Source organism: Amycolatopsis albidoflavus (genome assembly GCF_039525725.1).
In the GTDB taxonomy this organism is placed as follows: Bacteria; Actinomycetota; Actinomycetes; order Mycobacteriales; family Pseudonocardiaceae; genus Amycolatopsis; species Amycolatopsis albidoflava.
On sequence record NZ_BAAAHV010000021.1, the window covers coordinates 461,755 to 483,197 of the forward strand.

Consider the following 21,443-nt stretch of genomic DNA (forward strand, 5'->3'; position numbering starts at 1 on the left):
GACGGTACGGCGGCGCCTGTTTGCTCACGGGAGGACCTCCGCGCGCTCCGTGACCACGGTAATCTCGGTCATTGTGTCGGGTGCGGGTCGGACTAGGACTCGCCAGACTTGACCGTCCCCCTCTAGTACTTGCGTCATCTCTCGGTGCAGCGCGCCGTCTGGTCCCTCCCATCCGAAGAACTGCGGTTCGTCCGCCCCTCGGGGCGGATCGGTTTCGCGACTGCTACTGCCCGCCAACGTCACCGCGAGGTCCGCGACGCACCGATGCGCACCAGGCGCGGAGATACAGAAGGCCTGGATCAGGACCAAGTGGCCCGCTCGCACCTCGTAGTACGGCGTGTCGAGATACTCCACACGCGCTTTGCGGCCGCCCGGCCGGGCGTGAGCGGCGGGATCGGCGCTGCTGCCGGTCGGGACGGTTTCGGCGACTGGGCCGTTGTCCGCTGCCGGGGCGTACAGGTCGCCGGTGTGTTGCGCCGCGACGGGTTCCTTAGGAGGCGGGGCGGGCTTGAACGCGATCCGGTAGTCGGAGGCACCGCCGTTGCCCCAAGAACCTGCCACCAGGTCGGAGAACGCGCGGCTGGCCGCGCCCAGTGCGATCTCTGAAGAACTGGCGCGTACACGACCGTCCACCTCGATCAGTTCTTCGACTGCTTCACGGATGCGAGTGAAGGTGGTCTTGACGAAGGTCTTGTCCCAACCGTCAAGGGACTGCCAGTGCCAAGCGTCGTGAGTCGGAGGCTCCGAGGCGGCGAATGTGCTGTCGAGTGCTGTGTCCGCGCGGAAGACTCCAGCGTACGAGACATACTCAGCCGCTGGCTTCGGGCCCTCGTGATAGGTCACGACCAGTTCGGCCGTACGCATGAGGCAGACGTGATGAACTGTGGTTCCGATGCCCGACGCCGCGCCTGCCGGAGTTTCGTCGAACGGGGGCAGGAAGCGCTTCTCGAAACCCAGGTTTCCGAGTTTGGCTTTCGGTTTTCGGCATTCGAGCGAGCGCCCGTTTTCCGAGCGCATGGTCTCGTGCGCCGCGACGAACATGTCGAGCGGGCTGGTTTCTCTCGGATTTGGGACTGGCACGGTGATCCCGTTGCACTGCACCGAAAATCGCATGGGCGGGTGGTCGATGGAATCCGTGAGCATTTTCGGCCACAGATTCCAGGCGATCGTATCCGCCAGATAGCTGCCCGCTTCCTCCGTCGTCCGCTCGCCGAGATCCGGGTCGATGACGACGACGGTCGTACCGGTCTCGTCGTCGCCGAATTGACGAAGTCCCAGGCGTTCCGCCGTTTCTTCGGCTTCGATACCGACCAGCGGTTCGACGACGCCGTCGGGAGAAGGAGCGCCCCACCAATGGCGACCGGTGAACCGATGTCCGGAGAGTCCTTCGCCTTCCGCATAGCTCTTCCACAGCGCGCAGCCCATCAAGCGGGTTTCGTACCCGCCGGCAACTCGACACCGCGTGTGCACCAGCACGGTGCCCGGCCCGCTCAACAAGTAGAAAATCCCCTTGCCGAAACCGTAGGTGCCACCGCCGAGTTCGGTGTCGCGCGGTTCGCCGATGTTCCGGATGAAGGAAACGAAGTCGTGGTTCTCGACGACAGCGTTGTCGGCTCGAGTGGGGCCGCCCAACCCAGTCGTCCCTCGGTCCGACACCGTCAAGATTCGGATGGCGGAGCCGGATAGCGACTTTCGCAGTGGCAGATTTTCGTGGGCGGGCACCCGCCTGGTGAGCAGTTCACGCCAGCTCGGGGCGTGTGCCGGACTCACGATTCGCAAGTCCAGGTGATAGTCGACCGTGGTGTCGCCGATTCGCGCGTCCCAGCTGTTCTGAGCCGACTCGCGTACGAGGATCGTCAGCAGATCGAGTTCGGGGCGGCCGAGCTGGTTGCGGATGCCCTCCGCGGCGCTCGCCCCTTCCGGAGGGAAACGCTGAGAGTGCCAGGATGCCTCGGTCATGTGTTCTCCCGGGTGATCCGCTGGACCCGGGCACGGATTTCGTCCGGGTCGGTGGCGTGCGGCCGTTGTCCAGCGAGGTCGAGGGTGTAATCGAGCTCGGAGACATCGGCAGGCACCGCGGCGGGGTCGATCCGGGGGAAATCCTCGCCTACCTCGTACCAACGCTGCTCGCGAATCTCGAAGCGCACGTCGTGATACCGCTCCGCGTCAGCGGTCAGGTATCCCGCCTCGGCAAGCTTGAGCAGGAGGCTAGCGTCGTCATCACCTGCGCGCCGCGCGCTCTCGACCAGTTCGGCGAGCGTCTTGCCTTGTTCCGCGACAGACTCCAGCCGGATCCATACCAGGTCGAGGTCGCCGTGTGGCGGAGGCTGGAGCTGATTGATTCCGTGGATCCGCGCTGTGCGATCCCGCGTGGCAGTCGAGGTCTTCACCTCGATGCCATGCGATCCGATCGTGAAGTCGTGGTGATGTCCGGACGGTCCGGTCCAGAAGTCGACTGCGGTGCTTCTCCCGGCCAGCAACTCATTCAGCACCACCAGCTCTCCGAAGAGGCCCGCGAGTTGATCTATGCCCAGCGGCGCAGGAGCATGTCGGAACAGATCTCGCCATCGATTGAGGACCGTGTAGAGCGCTTTGAGCGGTCGTTCCGGCGTTGTCTCCACCGCGGAAAGCACATCCGAGACCAGACCGGTGAACACTTCGTCGAGGTCTCGGCGAAGACAGCCCAGGTCTGCGTAGCGCTCGTAAATCTCCCCGTTCTCGAGTGGTCGCTCGCGGACCGCCAGCGCCGCACCGCGACGGTCGGTCCGGACGTGTTGGTTGGCGGTCAAGGGCACGAGTACGTGCCGATTCCCCATGTGGTCGACCGCCGCGAGCAACGATCCGGCCGGGGTGGTCACCGGGAGTTCGGAGGTTCGCACGTGGTCGGGACCGGACACTCGCTCCTCTTCGAGGCGTTCCCAGTGGTCGTCGACGACCCTCCGCAGAGACACGGGCATCAGACGTCCATCGCTTCGAGGGCGCTCAGATCTTCTTCCTCGATGCGGACGTTGGCCAGGTTTGTGGCGACGGACTGCCATTCCACTGTCGAATCGTCCGACGAGGGTGCCGGGAAGACGAGGCCGACGCCGATCACGTGGTCCTCCGCGTTGAGCGCTCGGCGCTTGTCTTTGCGCAGGTTGCTCGGTGCGGAGTCCTTGTCGATCGCGTAGAGCGCGAGCAAGGCGGTGTCTGGGCTCTGCCCGAGACGCAGTCCCTTGATCTTCTCCTCGGTCAGCTCGCCTTTGACCGCTGAGACATCGAGATCGATCGCCGCATCCCGGCGGCTCATCAGGGTCTTGATGTCGACAACGGCGGGGTCGGCCCCGTCGAGCGCTGACCGGGTGACCATCCGAACCGTGTAGCCGGCAGAGAACGTGAAGGTCTTCGGTACGTCTTCACCTGCTGAACCGCCGATGATCGCGACATTCCAGTCGCGGAGCGCGCCGGACTTGGCGATTCGCCTGGCGATGTACTCGGTCAACTGCGTTGAGTCGCATTCCATCGAGTTCTCGTGGAAGCTGTAGTCGCGCAAGAAGTCGATGACGAGGTTGTGCGGAACACCCCGGATCAGTTTGTCCTGGTCTCGGACGCTCCTGTCCTCTTGCCCTTCGGCCGCCGCTTTCTCGATCAACGTGCGGGCTGCCGCTTGGTTGGCTTGTAGCCATTCGCGATCGGTGCGGAAGTAGCGAGTCTGTACTCGTTGACCACCGTACGCCGAGGCGGATGGCACTGCGTTCGTCATCTTCGCCGCAGCCGTGACGCGAAGCGATGGATGAGTGCGCAGCCGTACCGCAAAGGTCAGCGGCGTCTTGTCTTCGACCAGGTAGATGTCGATGTCGCGACGCATCTGGCTCTCGACAGTCGCGATGTGCCGGAACCAGTCGCGCAGTTCGTCGGTCATCCAGATTCTCGGCAGGTCCGCATAGCCGTTGCGGAAGCCGAACCACCGTCCCATCTGGAGCAAGGTGTCGTAAGCGGACACGGCTCGCACGAAGAAACTCACAGTGAGGCCTTCGAGCGTGAGTCCGCGAGAAAGCGTGTTCCCGCCGACCGCGATGGCGACTACCGGGCCGTGCTCGTAGTCAAGGCGATCTTTGCTGCCCGAGTTGTCCATGATGATCCGGCAGTCGCGCAGGACGTCCGGCAGCAGGGGTTCCAGCTCCTCGAACGAGACCCTCTGCTCGCCGAACTGCTCGGCAGGCACCTTCGCGGTTTCCTGGTCCCAGAGCCTACGCAGCTCCGCGAGCAGGTCAGGGTCCTCGGCGAGCAACGACGCTTTGCTCTCGTTCCGCAGTTTGCTGAGCGGATGCTTGAAGCTGTTGTGCACGGAGGTGTTCACACTCGTGTGCACCAGCATGGTCGAGTGCGGGTTCCCCGTCTTTCGAACTCGACGCGCGGCGGTACACAGCCAGAAGTACAGGATCGCCGAGCGCAGCGTTTCGGTGATCACCGGCTGGAATCCGTCCGTGTCCGCTCGCGAAATCGGCCGGACGAGATCCGCTTCGGACTTCGGTACCTCCCGGATCATGTCGTACCCGGCGAACACGTCCTCGGGATCCTCGCCGTCCATGACTTCGCGTCCGAAGAGGACTTCAGTGCCGAAGTGGCCTTCGGGTTTGGGGAGATTCACGATGAAGTGCTCGGGATAAAGATCCTTCACCGACGGGTCGATCAAGAGGTTGGCGAAGGGCGTCGCGGTGTACCCGACGTAGGCAGACTTCGGCAGTCGGTCGAGTATCTCGCAGATAAGCGGGTTGATCTTGTCCGTGGCGACAGTCGCCTGATCGGCTTCGTCGTCGATGATCAAGGCCGGGCAATCCGACAGGTACGCGGCTGCCGTTTCGAGCCACGCCGAGAACTTCTCGAGCACACGAGGGTTTTTCTTGATCACGCACAGAACGTGTTGCTTGTTGTTCTTGGCGAAGTACGAGGCGGCGTTGGCGGGCGGAGTGAAGTCCTTGTCCGGGTCCGTCAGTTGGTGCCACCGCGATCGGTTGGGGTCCACCAGTTGTTGCACCAACCGGAGCTGCGTCTGCCTGCGCAGACCGTTGTGGATGCCGGCGAGCACGATGAAGAGTTTGTAGCCTCGGTCGGCCGCTTTCGCTGTGACCGCCGTGAAATTGGTGGTCTTGCCGGACTGTACATAGCCGACGACCAGCCCTTTGGTCGAGAAGGTCCGCTCCTGTGGATGGCTCAGCAGGGAAACCACCCTGGTCGACGCGTCGTCAAGATCGTTGAGGCTCTTGTCCGTCCAGCCGGACTTCCGGAGGAGACTTTCGAGGGCAGGCCAGTACTTGTCTTGCGGGCGGGCACCCGTGTACCAGGTGGACCGGTTGCCGAGGACGACGCTTCTCGGTTCCTCGCGTTCTCGGATCTTGATCGTCTCCTGCTCGTGCCGATCCGCGATCCGCTGCAGGAGATCCTCCGTCGCGCCGAACAACTCCATCTTCTTCAACGCGCTTTCGGGGGTACCGGAGTCCACCAAGTCGAGGAACGCCGAGTACTGCTGGTCGAACTCGTTGGGCACCTTTCCTCCATCCGCGTCCGTTCTTGGCGGTGCACATCCACGGTAGGGCCCGCCGCCAACTCCGTCAGGGCATCGCGCGAACGACCCTTGATCGGAGGGCAGGCCCATCCGCTTCGACGCGCTCCGCGATCATTCACGTCGCGCGGATAGCCGAGTTCGTTACTCCACGTGGTCACAAGTTTGTTACGTAGCGCGATGTTTCGAGCCGGCGTGTCGAATGGGTGTTCGCGTCCGTCTCGGGGACGCCCCTTATAAGATGTCGTCTCATGACCGACGAACAGCCGCCATCGTCGCTGCGTGCGCAGGTCGAGATGGTGGATCTTTTCGCCGGTCCGGGCGGTCTCGACGTTGCCGCGCACTGGCTGGGGGTATCGGTCGCGGGCATCGAATATGACGCAGACGCCTGCGCCACCCGAGAGGCTGCGGGTCTGCTGACCGAAGAGGGCGACGTTTGCCTGTCCAAACCAGCTGACTTCCCCATGGCACGCATCCTCAGCGGCGGTCCGCCCTGTCAGACGTACACGGTTGCGGGTAAAGGTGCTGGTCGGAGAGCCTTGGACCAGGTGCTGCGGTTTGTCGAGGAGATGGCCGCGGGCAAGGACGTCACCGAAAAGCTGGCACTCCTCGACAAGGACGACAACCGCACTGGTCTGGTCCTCCAGCCTTTGCGGTGGGCGATCGAGGCGGGAACGCCGTACGACGCGATCGTGTTGGAGCAGGTGCCAGCCGTGCTCCCGGTGTGGAAGGCGTTCGCCGAGGTTCTTGAAAAGCGTGATTACAGCGTCGCCTGCGGCATCCTGCACACCGAGGAGTTCGGTGTTCCGCAGACCCGGCGCCGGGCGATCCTGATCGCTCGACGCGACGGGCCCGCGAAGCTGCCGGAGCCCACCCACCGCCGCTACGTCAAGGGGCGGGATCGCCAGGCCGGTGACCAGCGACTGCTGCCGTGGAAAACCATGGGTGAAGCGCTCGATTGGCAACACCGGTTCACTGTGGTGTCCAACTACGGCACTGGTGGCGATCCGAAGGCCCGGGGGCGGCGAGAAACCGACCAACCCGCGTTCACGGTTACCGGCAAAGTCTCTCGCAACCGTCTTCTCGGCAGGCCGTCCGGCGAGCCGGACCGCTTCAACGATCGGGAAGCGGGCAGGCTGCAGACTTTTCCGCCGGATTACCCGTGGTCTGGTCGGGGCGTCGCCCAACAGGTCGGGAACGCGATCCCGCCGCGGTTGGCTGCCCATGTCCTAGCTGCCGCGCTCGGCGAGGAGCTTGACATTGCGGTCTTGGACAAGTGTGTCGAAGCGAGCTGGCAGGACACTCGCGACGGTGTTGACGGGTTGTTGAAATAGGCTGGCCAAGCGTCTCGGGCCGCCGACTGGGGCGGACTAAACCGCGGTCTCCAAGCTCATTTCCCCACGCGCCAACGGCATCAGGTAATTCTCCGACAGCCACTGCACCACCGGCACGCACACCGCGTCCCCGAAGCCGAACAGCGCCTGGTTGTTCCGCAGCCCGTCCAGCGCGTACTTCCCCGCCCCCATCAGCCGCGCGTACTCGCGCGGCGTCATCCACCGGACCCGCACGCTTCCCCGGCCAGCTTGTACGACGGCCTGCTTAGAAGACCCACCGCGGGCGGTTCGCAGGCAGCCGGAGATGTCGTCTGGCCGGACTTCCCACACTGGCTTTCCGTTGCGAGTGCGGCGGTAAGCCGTCCGGTACACGAGCTTCTTCCCCGCTTTGAGCTGCGTCAGTCGTTCCAGCTGGAGCGGCGAGAGGGAGCCAATGAACGCGGCAGCACGCGGCGCAGCCCACCATCGCTCGTCGTCGGCGGACAGGCGTTCGATAGCGGCGGACAGCCCGGCGACCAACAGCGGCGGAGGCGCGGGAAGAGCAGCGCGATGTGTCCGTAACGCAGGGTCAAGCGCGAGCCAAGCCGGGCGGAGTGGCGACGGCGCGGGCGAGTCAGAGGGCGGATTCTGCGCACCAACGATGAACAACCTAGGCCGCGACTGTGGGACGAACCGCCGCGCGTCCAGGGTGAGAACATCGGCCGAGTAGCCGAGACGGTTGAGTTCCCGGATCGCCGCGCGCAGGTCGTCGCCGCCGTGGCTGGTGGCTAGGCCTACTACGTTTTCCAGGGCTACCACCGGCGGACGGTCGGGGCCCAGTTCATCCAGGATGCGGGTGAATTCCCAGAACGTCGACGAGTGCGAGCCCGCCAGGCCGCGGCGCCAGCCGGCCAGCGAGAGGTCCGTGCACGGGAAGGACGCCCAGGCCAGGCTGAGGCCGGCGGGCAGGTCAGCCCCGCGCAGGGCGGCGACATCGCCCAGGACGTACTCGTGCGCGCCCCGGTCGTTGAAATGCGCCTCGTACATGGCCTGCTTCGCCGGTTCGATGTCGTTGGACCACGCGACGTCGAAGCCGGCCGGTTCGAGGCCTAGGCGCACGAGACCGATGCCGGCGAAGAACTCCGCGGCGGTGGGCTGACCCGGTAGAGGCATGGCGCCAACATTAATGGGGCCGGCGTTCCCGCACGGTCTCGATCACCCGCGACGCGGCCGTATCGGTCGCTTCGTGTTCCCAGATTCGCACGGACAGCCAGCCCGCTTCGAGCAGCAGTGCGTCAGTATTCGCGTCTCGGCGGCGGTTGGTTTCGATCTTGGTCCGCCAATACTCCGCATTGTTCTTCGGCCACGTGCCGTGTTCCGGGCAGCCGTGCCAGAAGCAGCCGTCGACGAAAACCGCCACCCGGGCTGGGCCGAACACCAGGTCAGCCTCGCGGCGAACGCCTTTGACCGGACGCCGGTGCACCCGATAGCGGAACCCGGCGGCGTGCAGGATTTTGCGCAGCGCCATTTCGATCCCGGTGTTGCGGGACTTCTGTTTGCTCATGCGGGCGCTCACCGCGGAAGTCGTTACCAGCCGCTCCACGGGAGTCATTGTGGCAAAGGCTCAGCCTTCGACGATCCGGCCTTCGATCACCGGATGGTTCGACGGCCGCGGCTCCTCCGTGACGACCTCGCTGTCCACCACCATCACCGGGCCTCGCCGCTGGTTGGCGTACCGGACGGCGCGCTTCTCCGCGCGGCGCAGCCAGAACCGCCGGGCGACCGAACGGGTTGGCGGTGCCAGGATCAGCAGGCCCAGGACGTCGCTGACGAAGCCGGGCACCATGATCAGCACGCCGCCGAGCGCGACGAGCATGCCGTCGGTCAGCTCCTTCTCCGGGTTGCGGCCGGACTGTGCGGTCGCCATGAACGCGCGCATCGCCTTGCCGCCCTCGCGGCGCGCCAGCCACGAGCCCACGAACGCGCCCGCGATCAGCAGCCCGATCGTGCCGAGCACACCGACGACCGAGCCGACCGCCCAGATGGCGGCGACTTCAGCGATGACGTAGAGCAGGAACACGACAGCCATACCAGGTGAACGAACGAGTGCCGGGATTTGCTCCCGAGGGGAAATAAGCGCAGGTCAGGAGGCTGCCGATCGCGGTCAGGAGAGGTTGGGACGGCCGCAGCATTTCTTGTATTTAGCACCCGAGCCGCACCAGCAGGGCTCGTTGCGCGCGGGGGGCCAGCTCAGCGCGCCGCCTTCCTCGAAGACCTCGTTCATGCAGGCCAGCCGGGTGTCTTCCGCGGCTGGGTCGCCGCCGGTACGGGTCGCGAACTCCCGGAGTTTCGCGACGGTCAACGGGACCATCAAGATCCGGGCGACGCCCGTCTCAGACAGCTCCCGGTTGTCGGCCTCTCGGTCGGCGACGATGGTGTCCGCGTCGGCGTGCTGAACCAGGTGCGGCCAAGCCTCGTGCGCGCGGGGAATCTCGTCGCGGGGCCAGAACAGCACTCGCACTTCCCCCGGAGGCGCTGGCGGGGCGGCGGCACGGACCGGATCCGAAGGACCTTGGACCGACTCGTCCTGCTCGTCCGGAGGCAACCCCAGCGCGCGGCGCACCCGTCGTCGACCAGTCAAGACGTTGTTCGCGAGGGTGAAGAACCCGAACTCCGTGTTCCGGTCGGCCAGCTCCTCCTCAGACAGCCGGGCCACGGCCAGGTCGAACCAGGCCAGCGCCTGCTGCAGCTCTCCGCGGTGTTCCAGCAGCTCAGCGGCCAGGTGATACGGCATCGATGAGGGCAGTTGCTCGCTCCGCAACTCGTCCAGGCGGGCCTGGGCCTCGTCGGCCCGGCCGAGGTCGAACAGCAGCTCGGCGAGTTCGACCCGAGCGTTGCCCCCTTCCTCGCCGCCCAGCGCGACAGCCTGGGTCAGCAGCGCGACGGCGCGGTCGTCGTCACCGGCTTGACGCCATGCCCGTGCCGCCTCGAAAAGGATCTCTCCCTGCTCATCGGGATACTTATCCAGCTCGGCTTCCAGTCGTGCGGCGGTCTCCGCGGCCGTACCCGTCGTCATGTGGGGCACTTTATTGCTAGCCCGGCAAGCGATCATCGCAGGCGCTGCAGGAACGCCGAAACCTCGCGCGGCGAGCGCAGCAGCACCTGCCGCGCGGCCGGGGCTTCGGTGGCGATCCGTCGCAGCATCAGCGGGCGGCGGGCCGGCCAGTTCCAGATCCACTGGACCAGTTCGAGGTCGATCTTCGACACGCACCCGGCGGCCTGCGTTTCCTGGCCCCATTCGCGCACCTGCCGGCGCACGACCCGATGCAGGCAGGTGTAGCGGGAGGCGTCCAGCAGCACCACGGTGTCGGCAAACGGCAGGCGCAGGTCGAAGGTCTTGCTGTAGTTGCCGTCGATCACCCAGCTGTCCGTGCCGGCGGCCTCGGCGACGGCGGCGCGGAACTCCTCCGGCGGGGCCGCCACCCAGCCGGGACGCCAGTAGAGCCGGTCCAGATGCGTCACCGGGATGTCGAGGGCGGCGCCGATTTGCCTGGCCAGGGTGGATTTTCCGGCCCCGGAGCAGCCAGTGACCATGATGCGTCGCCCCATGGCGAGCAAGCCTAGAACTAGAGCGGGACGAAACTCGCGGCAATTAACCCGAGCACCAGGAGATCCGGGCCCCGGACAAGTTGTCGCACCAGGCCCGCCGGGATCAGGACGCCTTCGTACAGCACCATCCCCATCGAGCTGAAGTCCAGCGGGCCGCGGGTTACCGAGCGGACGGCCGCGAGGGCGGCGATCAGCACCGCCACGACCGCGCTGACGGAGGCCGGGGTGCCCAGCAGCAGCACCACGCCCGCCCAGATCAGGGCTAGCAGGCACAGGAAAGCGCAGGTCACGGCGTGCAGGCGCAGGTTTGACGCGTCCAGCCAGCGACGCAGTCCGGGCACTCGATGCAGCTGCGCGACCGGGGCGGTGAAGGGCAGGAGACCGAGGTAGCCGCCGATGCCGAGCAGCCACACTGACGTCACGGCGGGGAAGGTCGCGTGGGTCGCGACTACGGCGAGTGCCAGGAAGACCGGCAGGCCGAGCGTGTACCGGCGCGCGAGAGTCCCCGTGACGACATACCGGGTGACGATGAAGCGACCGGCCAGCGCGTTCCGCCACGGCACTGGGCGTCCGGCCGGGAGCAGCGCCCAGACGTCCAGGAAAGCGGCGGACGTCCGGCGCACCATGCGTTCGGTGTAGTGCCGGATCAAGGTGTCGCGAGAAACCGTGCGCGGCAACGGAGAGGACCGCGCCAACGCGCAGGCGGCGATGGCGGCGGTGACGACGTATGTCCACAGTGGAACTACCAGCGGCAGTGCGAGGGTAAGCGGGAGAAGGGATTCGCCGGGGAACGAGCGGCGGCGGCCCATCGCCAGCGCCAGGGCGGCGACAACCACGAAAAGCACCACTGGACCGACGAGCGAGCTGGGGAAACCGATGAGCATGCCCGAAACCGCGAAGAAATACGCGGCGACACCGAATCGGGCGGCCCAGTCCAGCACGAGCCGGTGGGTGAGCGCGGAAGGGCGCTGACCGTCGAAATCGTCCCAGGTCAGCGTGGCCGGATGGGTCCACAGGTAGCCGCGGCGCAAGGTCGCGCGCCAGGCCAGTGCGAGGCCGGTGCACAGCACGAGCAGGCTGCCGAGCGCGCCCACCGGAGCGCCGCCGATCAGCTGGCTCCGCACCAGTTCGGTGTTGTAGAACGGCGATCCCAGCAGCCCGGCCGCGATGACCAGCGCCAGGACCAGATCCGGTCGTTTCACAGGTCCACCACGTAATCCGCGACCTCGTCCGCGAGCGGCGGGTGATGGCTTGCCACGACCACCGCCGCGCCGCGTCCCGTGCTGGTGCGGACCAGAGTGGACAGCCACGCCCGGCCGTCGGCATCTAGGGCGCGTTCCGGCTCGTCCAGCAGGAGCACCTCGTGCGGACGCGCGACCGCGGCGTGCAGCAGGAGCCGACGCCGTTGTCCGGCCGACAGCTCTGCCGCGGGCACATCGGGAGCCGGTACCGGACCCTCGGCCAGCTCGCCGCCGAAAGAATTGCGCAGCAGATCGAGATGCTGGCGCGGCGTGAGCTCGTCGAAGAGCGCCGAATCGTCGAAAAGCACCGAAACGCGGCGGCGGAAAGCGGCGGACCGCTCGTCGGGCGGTCCGCCGCAGACGGACACGGAACCGGACGTCGGCGGCTGGTTCCCGTAGAGACAGCGCAGCAATGTCGACTTGCCCGCCCCGTTGGCACCGCGGACGACCAGGCATTCGCCGGCGTCGACGGCCAGGTCGAGACCGCTGAACAGCTCAGTCTCGCCCGCGGTGACCCCCAGGTCTTGAGTGGTGATGAGCACGAAACCCCCTCGGCTGATCACCCCAAGATAATCACTTCAAGTACGCCTCCGCTTGCAGCGTGAACAATTCCGCGTACCCGGCGTCGGCCGCCATCAGCGCCTCGTGCGTTCCGTACTCCGCGACCTTCCCGTGGTCCAGCAGCAGAATGCGCTCGGCCTGGCGGACCGTCGAGAACCGGTGCGAGATGTACAGCGTCGTCCGCCCGCGCGACAACGTGTGCAGCCGGTCGAACAGGTCGTGCTCGGCTTGGGCGTCCAAAGCCGACGTCGGCTCGTCCAGGATCAGGATCGGGGCCTCGCGCTGGAAGGCCCTGGCCAGCGCGATTTTCTGCCATTCCCCGCCGGACAGCGACACGCCCTGGTCGAACCACCGGCCGAGCGGGCTGTCGTACCCCGTCGGCAGCCGGGCGATGCGCTCGTCGGCTCCGGCGCGGCGGGCGGACTCCTCGATGTGCTCGCGATTGGTGAGCCGGTTCAGGTCGCCGAGGCCGATGTTCTCGGCCGCGGTGCCTTGATAGGTCACGTAATCCTGGAACATCGCGCTGATCTTGGTGCGCAGCTGTACCGGGTCGTACTCGCGGATGTCCACGCCGTCCAGCAGGATCCGGCCCGCTGTCGGGTCGTACAGCCGGCACAGCAGCTTGAACAGCGTCGATTTGCCCGCGCCGTTGCGGCCCACGACCGCGACGGTCTCACCGGGACGGATCTCGAAACTCACCCCGTGCAGCGCCGGTTCGTCCGCGCCGGGGTAACTGAAGCTCACCGACTCGAACTGGATGTGTCCATCCACAGTGGACGGAAGTGGCCGCGGCTTCGGCGGAGCGGTGATTTCCGGTTTGGTGTCGAGGAATTTGTACAGCGTGTCCAGGTAGAGATTGTTCTCGTACATCCCGGAAAACGCGGTGAACAAACCGGTCACCGAACTTTGCACGGACGTCGCGGCGGCGGTGTACAGCGCCAGGTCGCCGAGCGTCAGCCGCCCGCCCACCGCTTCCAGCGCGATGTACAACGCGATCCCCGAGCCGACCAGCGTGCTCAGCAATCCCCACGACGTCGAGCTGACATTCCGTTTCACTGTCAGCTTTCGCTGCCGTTCGTAGGCCACGACGCCGAGCTTCCGGAACCGGTCCACAAAGTACGGACCGAGGCCGAACAGCTTGGTCTCTTTGGCATACGTGTCCGTGGTGACCAAAGAGGACAGATAGTCCATCCGCCGTTTGATCGGCGACATCATGAAGGTGAGCCAGAACGCCCGCGAACCGTACTTCGACTGCGAGATGAACGCCGGAATCGGGGCCAGCAAAGCGACCAGCGCGAGCAGCGGACTGATCGACACCAGCAGCGCGATCATGCTGGCGAAGGTGATCAGCGTCCGGATCAGGCCGAGCGCCGAGGTCATCATCGACAACGGACGCGTCGGCGCTTCCTGCGCTGCCTGGCGCAGCATGTCGTAGGACGACGAACCCTCGAAGTACGACAGGTGCAGGTCGCTCGCGTGCTGCATGACCTGGTGCCGGATGCTGAGCGTCATCCGTTCCTGCAGCAGGGATTGCGCGATCGTGGTGAGCGCGCTGCTGATCGCGGTCGCCGCCAGAACGCCGAACTGGAACAGCGTGATGCGCACGATGTCCGCCGTCGACCCGCGATGCTGGATCGCGGCGACCACCGAGTCGAGCAGGATTTTCGCGATATACGCGGTGACCGTCGGCAGCAGGCCGGACGCCAGTGTGATCACCGCGAGCACGATCGTCAACGTCGGGCTGGCCTGCCAAGTCAGCTTCGCGACCTTCGGCAGGCCGCGGACGGTGCCGGCTACGGAAGTGCGCATGCGCGACAGCCGGGCGCGCAGGCCTTTTGGCTGTTCGGGCTGTTCTGGTTCCGGGATGTCGACCGGCCCGGTGAGACCGCTGTCCGGCACGGATTGCGCCATCCTGCGGCGACCGCGGCGGCCGAGGGCCATCTCGATCCCGCCCCCACCGCCGGGGATCACGCCAGCACCGAACCGTGCAGGAAGACGTCGATGACCTCGTCAGTAGTCGGGGCACCCGGCATCGGGCGGGATTGCGTGAACAGCAGCGCCAGGAACAGCGAAGCGGCCTTGTCCACCGGCAGCCGCAACCGGGCGGCGTCCGGAACGAACAGCTCCCGCACCGCGCGCTGCATCGCTTCGAGCGACTCGCGGCGGCTGTCCCCGGTCACTGACTTGCGGTTACGCGCCTCTTCCGCCGCCGCGCGCGGGCGTCCCTTCATCGTCGCGGCCATCACCGCGCCCATTCGCTGCAGGTGCGCGTTCATCGCCTCGGCGGCTTCGGCCAGCCGCTTCTCCAGCGGCAGCTCGGCCGGGATCTCCCCGATCATCTCCAGCGCCTCCGCCGGATCGAGCGCGGCTTCCACGCACGCGTCGAACAGTTCGTCCTTGTCCTTGAAGACCCGGAAGATGGTGCCCTCGCCGATCCCGGCGGCCCGGGCGATCTGCGCGGTGGTGACCCCGTGACCGTGCTCGACGACCAGCGGGAGCACCGCGCGGACGATCATCCGCCGCCGGTCGTCCGGGGCCATCCCCGGTGCTCTTTTCCTCGTTTCCATGCTTGCCACGGTACGGAGTGAGCGCTCACTCCGTCAACTCGATAAACGAAAGGCCGTGCCCGGGTGGACACGGCCTTGTCGCTTAGTACGTGATCGCGACCGCCGGATCGGCGAGCAGCGCGCCGACGTCGGCGAGGAACTCCGACCCCTGCTGCCCGTCGACCACCCGGTGGTCGAAGCTCAGCGACAGCTGCATCACCTTGCGCACCTTGATCTCGCCGTCGACCACCCAGGCGGTGTCGCGGATGGCCCCGACCGCCAGGATTGCCGACTCTCCCGGGTTGATGATGGGCGTTCCGGTGTCGACGCCGAAAACGCCGACGTTGGTGATCGTGAACGTCCCGCCCAGCATCGCCGCCGGCGTGGTCTTGCCCTCGCGTGCGACGTCGGTCAGCTCGGTGAGCGCGACCGCGAGTTCCTTGAGCGACAAGGAATCCGCGTCCCGGATCTTCGGCACCACGAGACCGCGCGGGGTCGCCGCCGCGATCCCGAGGTGCACGTAGTCCTTGTAGACGATCTCCTGCGCGGCCTCGTCCCACACCGCGTTGACGTCCGGCGTGCGCTTCGCCGCGAGGCACACGGCCTTCGCCGCGAACGCCAGCGGAGTGAGCTTGACGCCGCTGAATTCGCGCGACTTCTTGAGCTTCTCGCGCAGCTCCATCATCGGCGTAACGTCGATGGTGAGGAACTCCGTGACGTGCGGAGCGGTGTACGCGCTCTGCACCATCGCGGCCGCGGTCGCCTTGCGGACGCCCTTGATCGGCACACGCCGCTCGCGGGTGGTCGGGTCGTAGCCGGTGTCCACAGTGGACACTGTGGACACCGTGGGGGCGGCGGAACCGTTGGCGGCGGCGTGGACGTCGTCGCGGGTGATCACGCCGCCGTCCGCGCTGCCGGTGAGCGAGTGCAGGTCGACGCCGAGGTCCTTGGCCAGCTTGCGGACCGGCGGTTTGGCCAGCGGGACGTAACCGCCGCGCGGGGCCGCCGGTTCTGCCGGTGCCGCTGGGGCCGGGGGCTGCCCCAATGTGGCATTGGGTGCATGCGACGCACCCAATGTGGCGTTCGGTGCATCTGACGCACCCAATGCCACATTGGGGTGCTTTCGCGCCCGCCGGGTAGTCCCGGCCGCCTTGGAGCCGTAGCCGACCAGCGGCTTCATCTCCTCCTCGGCCGGAGCGGGCGCGGCAGCGGAAGCAGCAGCAGCGGCGGGCGCGGGCGCGGCTTTCCCGTCGGGATCCACGTCCATGGTCAGGATCGTCGTCCCGACCTCCACCGTCTGCCCCGGTTCCACGTGCAGTTCGGTGACCACCCCGGCCCACGGGATCGGCAGCTCGACAGCGGCCTTCGCGGTCTCGACCTCGACCACGATCTGGTTGACCGTGACCGTGTCGCCCGGCTTGACGCGCCAGGCGAGGATGTCGGCTTCGGTCAGCCCCTCCGCCGTGTCCGACAGGGGGAATTGTTTGTACTCGGGCATTTCTGATGCAACCCCCTTACCAGGCGAGAGATCGGTCGACAGCGTGCAGGACCCGGTCGAGGTCGGGGAGGTAGTGCTCCTCGAGCTTCGCAGGCGGGTACGGCGTGTCGAATCCGGTCACGCGCAGGACGGGGGACTCAAGGGAGTAGAAGCATTCCTGCTGAACGCGGGCGGCGATTTCCGAGGTCAGCGAGGATTCCGACGGCGCTTCGCTGACCGCGATGAGCCGTCCGGTCTTGCGGACCGATTCGAAGACCGGTCCGAGGTCGAGCGGCGAGAGCGTGCGCAGGTCGATGACCTCCAGCGACTTGCCCTCGGCTTCGGCGGCGGTAGCGGCGTCGAGCGCCACCTTCACCGACGGGCCGTACGCGACCACCGTGGCGTCCGTGCCCTCGCGCACCACCTGCGACGCGAACACCCGCGACGGCGCCGTCGAGGTGTCGACCTCCATCTTCAACGCGCCCGAGTGGTACAGCTTCTTGGGCTCGAAGAAGAGGATCGGGTCGTCCGAGCGGATCGCCTCCTGGATGCCCCAGTAGGCGTCCACGGCGTTCGAAATCGACACCACCTTCAGGCCGGCGATGTGCGAGAACAGCGATTCCGGCGATTCCGAGTGGTGCTCCACCGCGCCGATCCCGCCGCCGAACGGCACCCGGATCACGACGGGCATCTTGACCTTGCCCTGCGTGCGGTAGTGCAGTTTCGCCAGCTGCGAGGAGATCTGGTCGAAGCCGGGGAAGATGAAGCCTTCGAACTGGATCTCGCACACCGGCCGGAATCCGCGCACGGCGAGGCCGACCGCGGTGCCGATGATGCCCGATTCGGCGAGCGGCGTGTCCAGCACGCGCTGCTCGCCGAAGTCCTTCTGCAGTCCGTCGGTGATCCGGAAGACGCCGCCGAGCTTGCCGACGTCCTCCCCCATGATCAGGACCTTCGGGTCCTCTTCCATCGCACGACGGAGACCGAGGTTGAGCGCCTTGCCAATCGTGAGCTTCTGCAGATCAGTCATCAGTGCTCACCCGCTGCCGCGAAACCGTCGAGATAGGACAGATACTCCTCGCGCTGCGCTTCCAGCACCGGCGAAGGTTCGGCGTACACCTGGGAAAACACCCGATCCGGCGGCGGCTCCGGCATGTTGAACGTGTAGTCGCGCAGCTCGGCGGCGAACTGGTCCGCCTCGGCCTGGACGCTGTCGAAGAACGCCTGGTCGGCGTGCCCGTTGCGGGCCAGGAACGCGCGGACGCGCTCGATCGGGTCCTTGAGCTTCCACTCCTCCAGCTCGTCTGAGAGCCGGTAGCGGGTGGGGTCGTCGGTCGTGGTGTGCGCGTCCATCCGGTAGGTGAACGCCTCGATCAGCACCGGTCCGTTGCCGTGCCGGCATTCCTCCAGCGCCCACCGGGTGACGGCGAGGCAGGCGAGGACGTCGTTGCCGTCCACGCGGATGCCGGGGAAGCCGTAGCCGCGGGCGCGCTGGTAGAGCGGCAGCCGCGACTGGCGTTCGGTGGGCTCGGAAATCGCCCACTGGTTGTTCTGGCAGAAGAAGACCAGCGGTGCGTCGTACACCGCGGCCCAGACGAAACCTTCGTGCACGTCGCCCTGCGAAGTCGCGCCGTCACCGAAGTAGCAGATGGTGGCCTCGCCACCCTCGTCGCCAACTTTGCCCTCGAACTTCTGGCCCATCGCGTAACCGGCCGCGTTGAGCACCTGGTTGCCGATGACGATGGTGTACGGGTGGAACCGGTGCGCCTGGTAGTCCCAGCCGCTGTGGTCGGTGCACCGGAAAATCCCGATCAGCTCGCGCATGTCGACGCCGCGGGTGTAGGCGACGCCGTGCTCGCGGTAGCTCGGGAAAGCCATGTCGCGGGGCTGCAGCGCGCGACCGGACCCGACCTGCGCGGCTTCCTGGCCGAGCAGCGGCACCCAGATGCCCAGCTGCCCCTGGCGCTGCATCGCGTTGGCCTCGCGGTCCGCGCGGCGCACCAGCACCATGTCGCGGTAGAGGTTCTTCAGCGTTTCGTCGTCCACGTCCTCGACGTAGCGGTCGAACCGCTCGGACGGGACCCGCTGGCCCTCGGGGGTGAGCAGCTGAGTCAGCTCAGCGCCACCTTCGCTTGTCGCTCGCAAACCGGCGATCACCTGTTCGGGGGAAGGCTGGGCCGCTACGGCGGCCGGCCCGTCTCCAGGTTCCGGGTGCGTCCACTGTTCGGACGGCATGAGCTGTTCTCCTCGGTGTCGGCGCCTCTGACGGCCGCTTGTGGCGGCCACAGCGACTGCACCGGCGGGGACCGGCGCCTCGGGTCCGAGGTGCTCCGGTCATCGTCGGCGTTGACGGTTCGTGGCCACATCCTGGCACGAGAATTGCTCCGATGGAGAGCGGGAGTTGCTGATTTGTTGCTGAGAAAACCTCGCTGAACAGGGAAAACGCTTGGATGCCCGAGTATGGGAGTGGCGATGGTCGGTCGGCCATCCCGCGCCCTACCTGCCCTCGCGAGCGACGATCGCGGTTCTCGCTGGGATCGCCGCGCACGACGTTCACCCGCACCGGTGACGTCGGTCACCGTGGCAAGATGGCGCTGTGGAACAAAAATCCGTACGCGAATCCGTGGTCTCGACGTGGATCAACGACGTCACGCCGAGCCTGTCCGGTCTGGTCGCGATCCCCGCGCTGTCCCCGGCGTTCGACGCGGACTGGGCGTCGACCGGGCATCTCGCCGCCGCCGTCCAGCACGTCAAGACCTACCTCGAAGGGCGCGACCTGCCGGGCGCGCGGATCGAGGTCGTCGAGCTGGAAGGCCGTTCTCCGCTGCTGTTCGTCGACGTTCCGGCCACCCCGGGCGCGACGGACAAGGGCACCGTTCTCATGTATGGCCACTTGGACAAGCAGCCCCCGGTCGGCGGCTGGTCCGAAGGCCTCGACCCGTGGACGCCAGTCATCCGCGACGGTCGCCTGTACGGCCGAGGTTCGGTCGACGACGGCTACTCCGGGTACGCGGCCAGTGCCGCACTGGAAGCAGTACACGCCGCTGGCGGCGAGCACGCGCGCATCGCGCTGCTGTTGGAAACCGGCGAGGAATCCGGAAGCCCCGACCTGCCCGCTTACCTTGAGCACCTGAGCGCACGGCTCGGCGAAGTCAGCCTCGTCGTCTGCCTCGACGCGGGCGGCATGGACTACGAGCGGCTGTGGCTCACCACCAGCCTGCGCGGCATGGTGCACCTGACGGTCAACGTCCAGCTGCTCGCCACCGCACAGCACTCCGGTCTGGCCAGCGGTGTCGTCGCGAGTTCGTTCCGGGTCCTGCGGCAGCTGCTGGAGCGGATCGAGAACGCGGAAACCGGCGAGATCAAGCTGTCCGAGCTGAACGTCGAGGTGCCGGCCAGCCGCCGCGCCGAGATCGAGGCGGTCGCGGAGGTGGCGCCGGAAGCGCTGCACACCGCGTTCCCGTTGGTGAGCGGTGGAAAGACGGTGTCCGAGGACGCGCTTGAGCTGCTGCTGAACAACTATTGGCGGCCGACGCTGTCGATCATCGGCGGCGAAGGGCTTCCGCTGCCCGCCGAGGCAGGCAACGTGCTGCGGCAGAGCACCACGCTCACGCTCAGCTTCCGCCTGCCGCCCACGGCGGTCGCGGACGACGCGCTGGCGGCGATCAAGCGGGTGCTGACCACGGATGTTCCGTATGGCGCGAAGGTCACCATCGCCGAGGACCAGCAGGCGGAGAACGGCTGGAACGCGCCGGAGGAAGCCGCGTGGCTGACTGACGCGCTGCGCCGGGTCGACGACGAGGTGTTCGGCCGTCCGCACCGCGCGGCGGGAATGGGCGGGTCGATCCCGTTCATGGGCCTGCTCGGCGAGAAGTACCCGGAGGCGCAGTTCCTGGTCACCGGCGCGTGCGGGGCGGATTCGAACATCCACGTGCCCGACGAGTGGCTGAACCTGGACTACGCCCAGCAGGTCACCGAAGCGGTGGCGCATCTGCTGGACGCGCACGCCCGCAGCTGACCTGGCGAACGCCCCAATGTGGCATTGGGTGCATCTCACGCACCCAATGCCACATTGGGTGCGTCGCATGCACCCAATGCCACATTGGGGTGCTTTAGGCAAGCTTGCCCAACGCGTCGGCGATCCGGGTCTGCTCCGGCGCGAACCGCTGGTACGAGAACGGCGTCTCGTTGTTCCACGGGATCAGCTTGCCCGCCTTCACCGCGGGCAGCTGCTGCCAGGTCGGGACGCCGCCGAGCCCGTCCGGGCCGAGCGAAAGCGACCCGCCGCGCGAGTCGTACATGATCACGTCGGCGGAGTACTTGCCGACGTTCTCCCAGCTCACCTGCTCGTAGTAGCCGCCCTGGCTTTCGTCGGGCTTCTCCGGCAGGACGAACTGCATCCCCTTGTCCTGGTAGTGCTTCGAGGTCGCGAACTTCGCCGGGTTGGCCACGTATGTCGTGTCCTTCTGCGCCGACAGCAGCAGCACCTTGAGCCCGGCCGTCTTCTTGACCGCCTCGGCGAGCTTGGCGTCCGCGGCCTCGTACTTCTCCTTCGCCTGCTGGATTTCCGGCGTCGCGACGTCCGCGCCGAGCGCCTTCGCCAGCGCCTCGAACTTCGCGATCCCCTGCGGCATCGCGATGTCCTGGAGTCCAATGCCGACGCTCGGCGCGGCCTTGTCGACCTTGTCCGCCATCGTGTCCGGCACGTACCACATCTGCTGCTTCAGGTAGATCACGCTGACCAGCAGTTGCGGGTTCAGCGAGATGAACTTGTCGAAGTTGAACTCGTTCCACACGTTGCCGAGCGAGGTCACCGACTTCAGGTCGACGCCGCCCGCCTGCGGATCGGTCTTGCCGTCCGGGAGCTTCGACGGGCCGAAAATGCCCACCGATTTCACGCCGAAGTCCCACAACGCGGCCGCGGCGGTCACCTGTGCGACGATCCGTTCCGGCCGTTTGCCGTCGAGCTTGCGGCCGCGGTCGTCGGTGAAGGACCAGGTCGCGCCGTCGCCCGCCGCCGGCTGGTCGTCTTTGTACCCGCAGGCGCTCAGCAGGCCGAGGGTGCCCGCGGCGGCGGTGCCTGCGAGAAAGCCGCGGCGGGACAGCCGCGCCGGTGAGAAGGTCATCGGAACTCCGGAGGATCGGGTGAGGTAC

18 protein-coding genes are annotated in these 21,443 nt (G+C 66.8%); 2 read left to right on the forward strand and 16 right to left on the reverse strand.

All coding sequences use genetic code 11. The features are described 5' to 3' along the window. Nucleotides 1-24: 24 nt before the first annotated feature. The 3 genes from ABD156_RS32815 to ABD156_RS32825 are packed head-to-tail and all read right to left on the reverse strand — an operon-like array spanning nucleotide 25 to nucleotide 5,527. Complete coding sequence (locus ABD156_RS32815) at nucleotides 25-1,959, reverse strand: hypothetical protein (RefSeq protein ID WP_344282791.1); 1,935 nt, start codon at nucleotides 1,957-1,959, stop codon at nucleotides 25-27. After that, entirely contained in the window at nucleotides 1,956-2,957 is a 1,002-nt protein-coding gene (locus tag ABD156_RS32820) for a PD-(D/E)XK motif protein (protein WP_344282794.1), read from the reverse strand. Before ABD156_RS32820 ends, ABD156_RS32815 begins: the two co-directional genes overlap by 4 nt. Further along, entirely contained in the window at nucleotides 2,957-5,527 is a 2,571-nt protein-coding gene (locus ABD156_RS32825; protein ID WP_344282797.1) for a Z1 domain-containing protein, read from the reverse strand. The genes ABD156_RS32820 and ABD156_RS32825 overlap by 1 nt, the downstream gene beginning before the upstream one ends. A 266-nt stretch (nucleotides 5,528-5,793) precedes the next feature. Between ABD156_RS32825 and ABD156_RS32830 the strand changes: the two genes are divergently transcribed. Then, nucleotides 5,794-6,876: a DNA cytosine methyltransferase gene (locus tag ABD156_RS32830; protein ID WP_344282799.1), complete on the forward strand. Its 1,083-nt coding sequence runs from the start codon at nucleotides 5,794-5,796 to the stop codon at nucleotides 6,874-6,876. Between the two features lie 36 nt (nucleotides 6,877-6,912). On the opposite strand, the gene ABD156_RS32835 is transcribed toward ABD156_RS32830, so the two are convergent. From ABD156_RS32835 to pdhA, 12 genes are all read right to left on the reverse strand, one after another. Continuing rightward, the gene (locus ABD156_RS32835; RefSeq protein WP_344282801.1) at nucleotides 6,913-8,028 is read right to left on the reverse strand and encodes a DNA cytosine methyltransferase; all 1,116 of its coding nucleotides are present in this window, start codon (nucleotides 8,026-8,028) and stop codon (nucleotides 6,913-6,915) included. Between the two features lie 10 nt (nucleotides 8,029-8,038). Then, complete coding sequence (locus ABD156_RS32840) at nucleotides 8,039-8,467, reverse strand: very short patch repair endonuclease (protein ID WP_344282804.1); 429 nt, start codon at nucleotides 8,465-8,467, stop codon at nucleotides 8,039-8,041. A gap of 12 nt (nucleotides 8,468-8,479) precedes the next feature. After that, on the reverse strand, nucleotides 8,480-8,944 hold the full coding sequence (locus ABD156_RS32845; RefSeq protein WP_344282805.1) for an FxsA family protein: 465 nt from the start codon (nucleotides 8,942-8,944) through the stop codon (nucleotides 8,480-8,482). A 75-nt stretch (nucleotides 8,945-9,019) separates the two neighbouring features. Beyond that, nucleotides 9,020-9,931 carry an SEC-C metal-binding domain-containing protein gene (locus tag ABD156_RS32850; protein ID WP_344282808.1) on the reverse strand — a complete coding sequence of 304 codons (912 nt, stop codon included), beginning with the start codon at nucleotides 9,929-9,931 and terminating at the stop codon, nucleotides 9,020-9,022. A 32-nt stretch (nucleotides 9,932-9,963) separates the two neighbouring features. Next, the gene (locus tag ABD156_RS32855; protein WP_344282809.1) at nucleotides 9,964-10,464 is read right to left on the reverse strand and encodes a P-loop NTPase family protein; all 501 of its coding nucleotides are present in this window, start codon (nucleotides 10,462-10,464) and stop codon (nucleotides 9,964-9,966) included. 17 nt (nucleotides 10,465-10,481) lie between these two features. Beyond that, complete coding sequence (locus ABD156_RS32860) at nucleotides 10,482-11,666, reverse strand: hypothetical protein (RefSeq protein WP_344282812.1); 1,185 nt, start codon at nucleotides 11,664-11,666, stop codon at nucleotides 10,482-10,484. Beyond that, the gene (locus ABD156_RS32865) at nucleotides 11,663-12,247 is read right to left on the reverse strand and encodes an ABC transporter ATP-binding protein (protein WP_344282815.1); all 585 of its coding nucleotides are present in this window, start codon (nucleotides 12,245-12,247) and stop codon (nucleotides 11,663-11,665) included. Before ABD156_RS32865 ends, ABD156_RS32860 begins: the two co-directional genes overlap by 4 nt. A 31-nt stretch (nucleotides 12,248-12,278) precedes the next feature. Continuing rightward, nucleotides 12,279-14,177: an ABC transporter ATP-binding protein gene (locus ABD156_RS32870; RefSeq protein ID WP_344282818.1), complete on the reverse strand. Its 1,899-nt coding sequence runs from the start codon at nucleotides 14,175-14,177 to the stop codon at nucleotides 12,279-12,281. A gap of 56 nt (nucleotides 14,178-14,233) precedes the next feature. Then, entirely contained in the window at nucleotides 14,234-14,806 is a 573-nt protein-coding gene (locus ABD156_RS32875) for a TetR/AcrR family transcriptional regulator (protein WP_344282910.1), read from the reverse strand. Nucleotides 14,807-14,915: 109 nt separating this feature from the next. Beyond that, a complete protein-coding gene (locus ABD156_RS32880) occupies nucleotides 14,916-16,310 on the reverse strand; it encodes a dihydrolipoamide acetyltransferase family protein (protein ID WP_344282821.1) in 1,395 nt (464 codons plus the stop codon). A 16-nt stretch (nucleotides 16,311-16,326) separates the two neighbouring features. Then, complete coding sequence (locus ABD156_RS32885; protein ID WP_344282824.1) at nucleotides 16,327-17,319, reverse strand: alpha-ketoacid dehydrogenase subunit beta; 993 nt, start codon at nucleotides 17,317-17,319, stop codon at nucleotides 16,327-16,329. Beyond that, on the reverse strand, nucleotides 17,319-18,524 hold the full coding sequence (gene pdhA, locus ABD156_RS32890; RefSeq protein ID WP_344282827.1) for a pyruvate dehydrogenase (acetyl-transferring) E1 component subunit alpha: 1,206 nt from the start codon (nucleotides 18,522-18,524) through the stop codon (nucleotides 17,319-17,321). Before pdhA ends, ABD156_RS32885 begins: the two co-directional genes overlap by 1 nt. Before the next feature lie 361 nt (nucleotides 18,525-18,885). On the opposite strand from pdhA, the gene ABD156_RS32895 reads away from it, so the two are divergent. Continuing rightward, a complete protein-coding gene (locus ABD156_RS32895) occupies nucleotides 18,886-20,307 on the forward strand; it encodes a M20/M25/M40 family metallo-hydrolase (RefSeq protein ID WP_344282829.1) in 1,422 nt (473 codons plus the stop codon). Between the two features lie 94 nt (nucleotides 20,308-20,401). Here ABD156_RS32895 and ABD156_RS32900 read toward each other — a convergent pair whose 3' ends face one another. Further along, a complete protein-coding gene (locus ABD156_RS32900) occupies nucleotides 20,402-21,415 on the reverse strand; it encodes an ABC transporter substrate-binding protein (RefSeq protein ID WP_344282832.1) in 1,014 nt (337 codons plus the stop codon). Between the last annotated feature and the right edge of the window lie 28 nt (nucleotides 21,416-21,443).

What these genes read in the sequence shown, in the direction of transcription:
- ABD156_RS32870 (WP_344282818.1), bottom strand. Translation starts at nt 14,177, where the DNA reads ATGGCGCAATCCGTGCCGGACAGCGGTCTCACCGGGCCGGTCGACATC.
- ABD156_RS32830 (WP_344282799.1), top strand. Translation starts at nt 5,794, where the DNA reads ATGACCGACGAACAGCCGCCATCGTCGCTGCGTGCGCAGGTCGAGATG.
- ABD156_RS32840 (WP_344282804.1), bottom strand. Translation starts at nt 8,467, where the DNA reads ATGACTCCCGTGGAGCGGCTGGTAACGACTTCCGCGGTGAGCGCCCGC.
- pdhA (WP_344282827.1), bottom strand. Translation starts at nt 18,524, where the DNA reads ATGCCGTCCGAACAGTGGACGCACCCGGAACCTGGAGACGGGCCGGCC.
- ABD156_RS32850 (WP_344282808.1), bottom strand. Translation starts at nt 9,931, where the DNA reads ATGACGACGGGTACGGCCGCGGAGACCGCCGCACGACTGGAAGCCGAG.
- ABD156_RS32845 (WP_344282805.1), bottom strand. Translation starts at nt 8,944, where the DNA reads ATGGCTGTCGTGTTCCTGCTCTACGTCATCGCTGAAGTCGCCGCCATC.
- ABD156_RS32820 (WP_344282794.1), bottom strand. Translation starts at nt 2,957, where the DNA reads ATGCCCGTGTCTCTGCGGAGGGTCGTCGACGACCACTGGGAACGCCTC.
- ABD156_RS32900 (WP_344282832.1), bottom strand. Translation starts at nt 21,415, where the DNA reads ATGACCTTCTCACCGGCGCGGCTGTCCCGCCGCGGCTTTCTCGCAGGC.
- ABD156_RS32885 (WP_344282824.1), bottom strand. Translation starts at nt 17,319, where the DNA reads ATGACTGATCTGCAGAAGCTCACGATTGGCAAGGCGCTCAACCTCGGT.
- ABD156_RS32835 (WP_344282801.1), bottom strand. Translation starts at nt 8,028, where the DNA reads ATGCCTCTACCGGGTCAGCCCACCGCCGCGGAGTTCTTCGCCGGCATC.
- ABD156_RS32855 (WP_344282809.1), bottom strand. Translation starts at nt 10,464, where the DNA reads ATGGGGCGACGCATCATGGTCACTGGCTGCTCCGGGGCCGGAAAATCC.
- ABD156_RS32875 (WP_344282910.1), bottom strand. Translation starts at nt 14,806, where the DNA reads ATGGCCCCGGACGACCGGCGGCGGATGATCGTCCGCGCGGTGCTCCCG.
- ABD156_RS32815 (WP_344282791.1), bottom strand. Translation starts at nt 1,959, where the DNA reads ATGACCGAGGCATCCTGGCACTCTCAGCGTTTCCCTCCGGAAGGGGCG.
- ABD156_RS32880 (WP_344282821.1), bottom strand. Translation starts at nt 16,310, where the DNA reads ATGCCCGAGTACAAACAATTCCCCCTGTCGGACACGGCGGAGGGGCTG.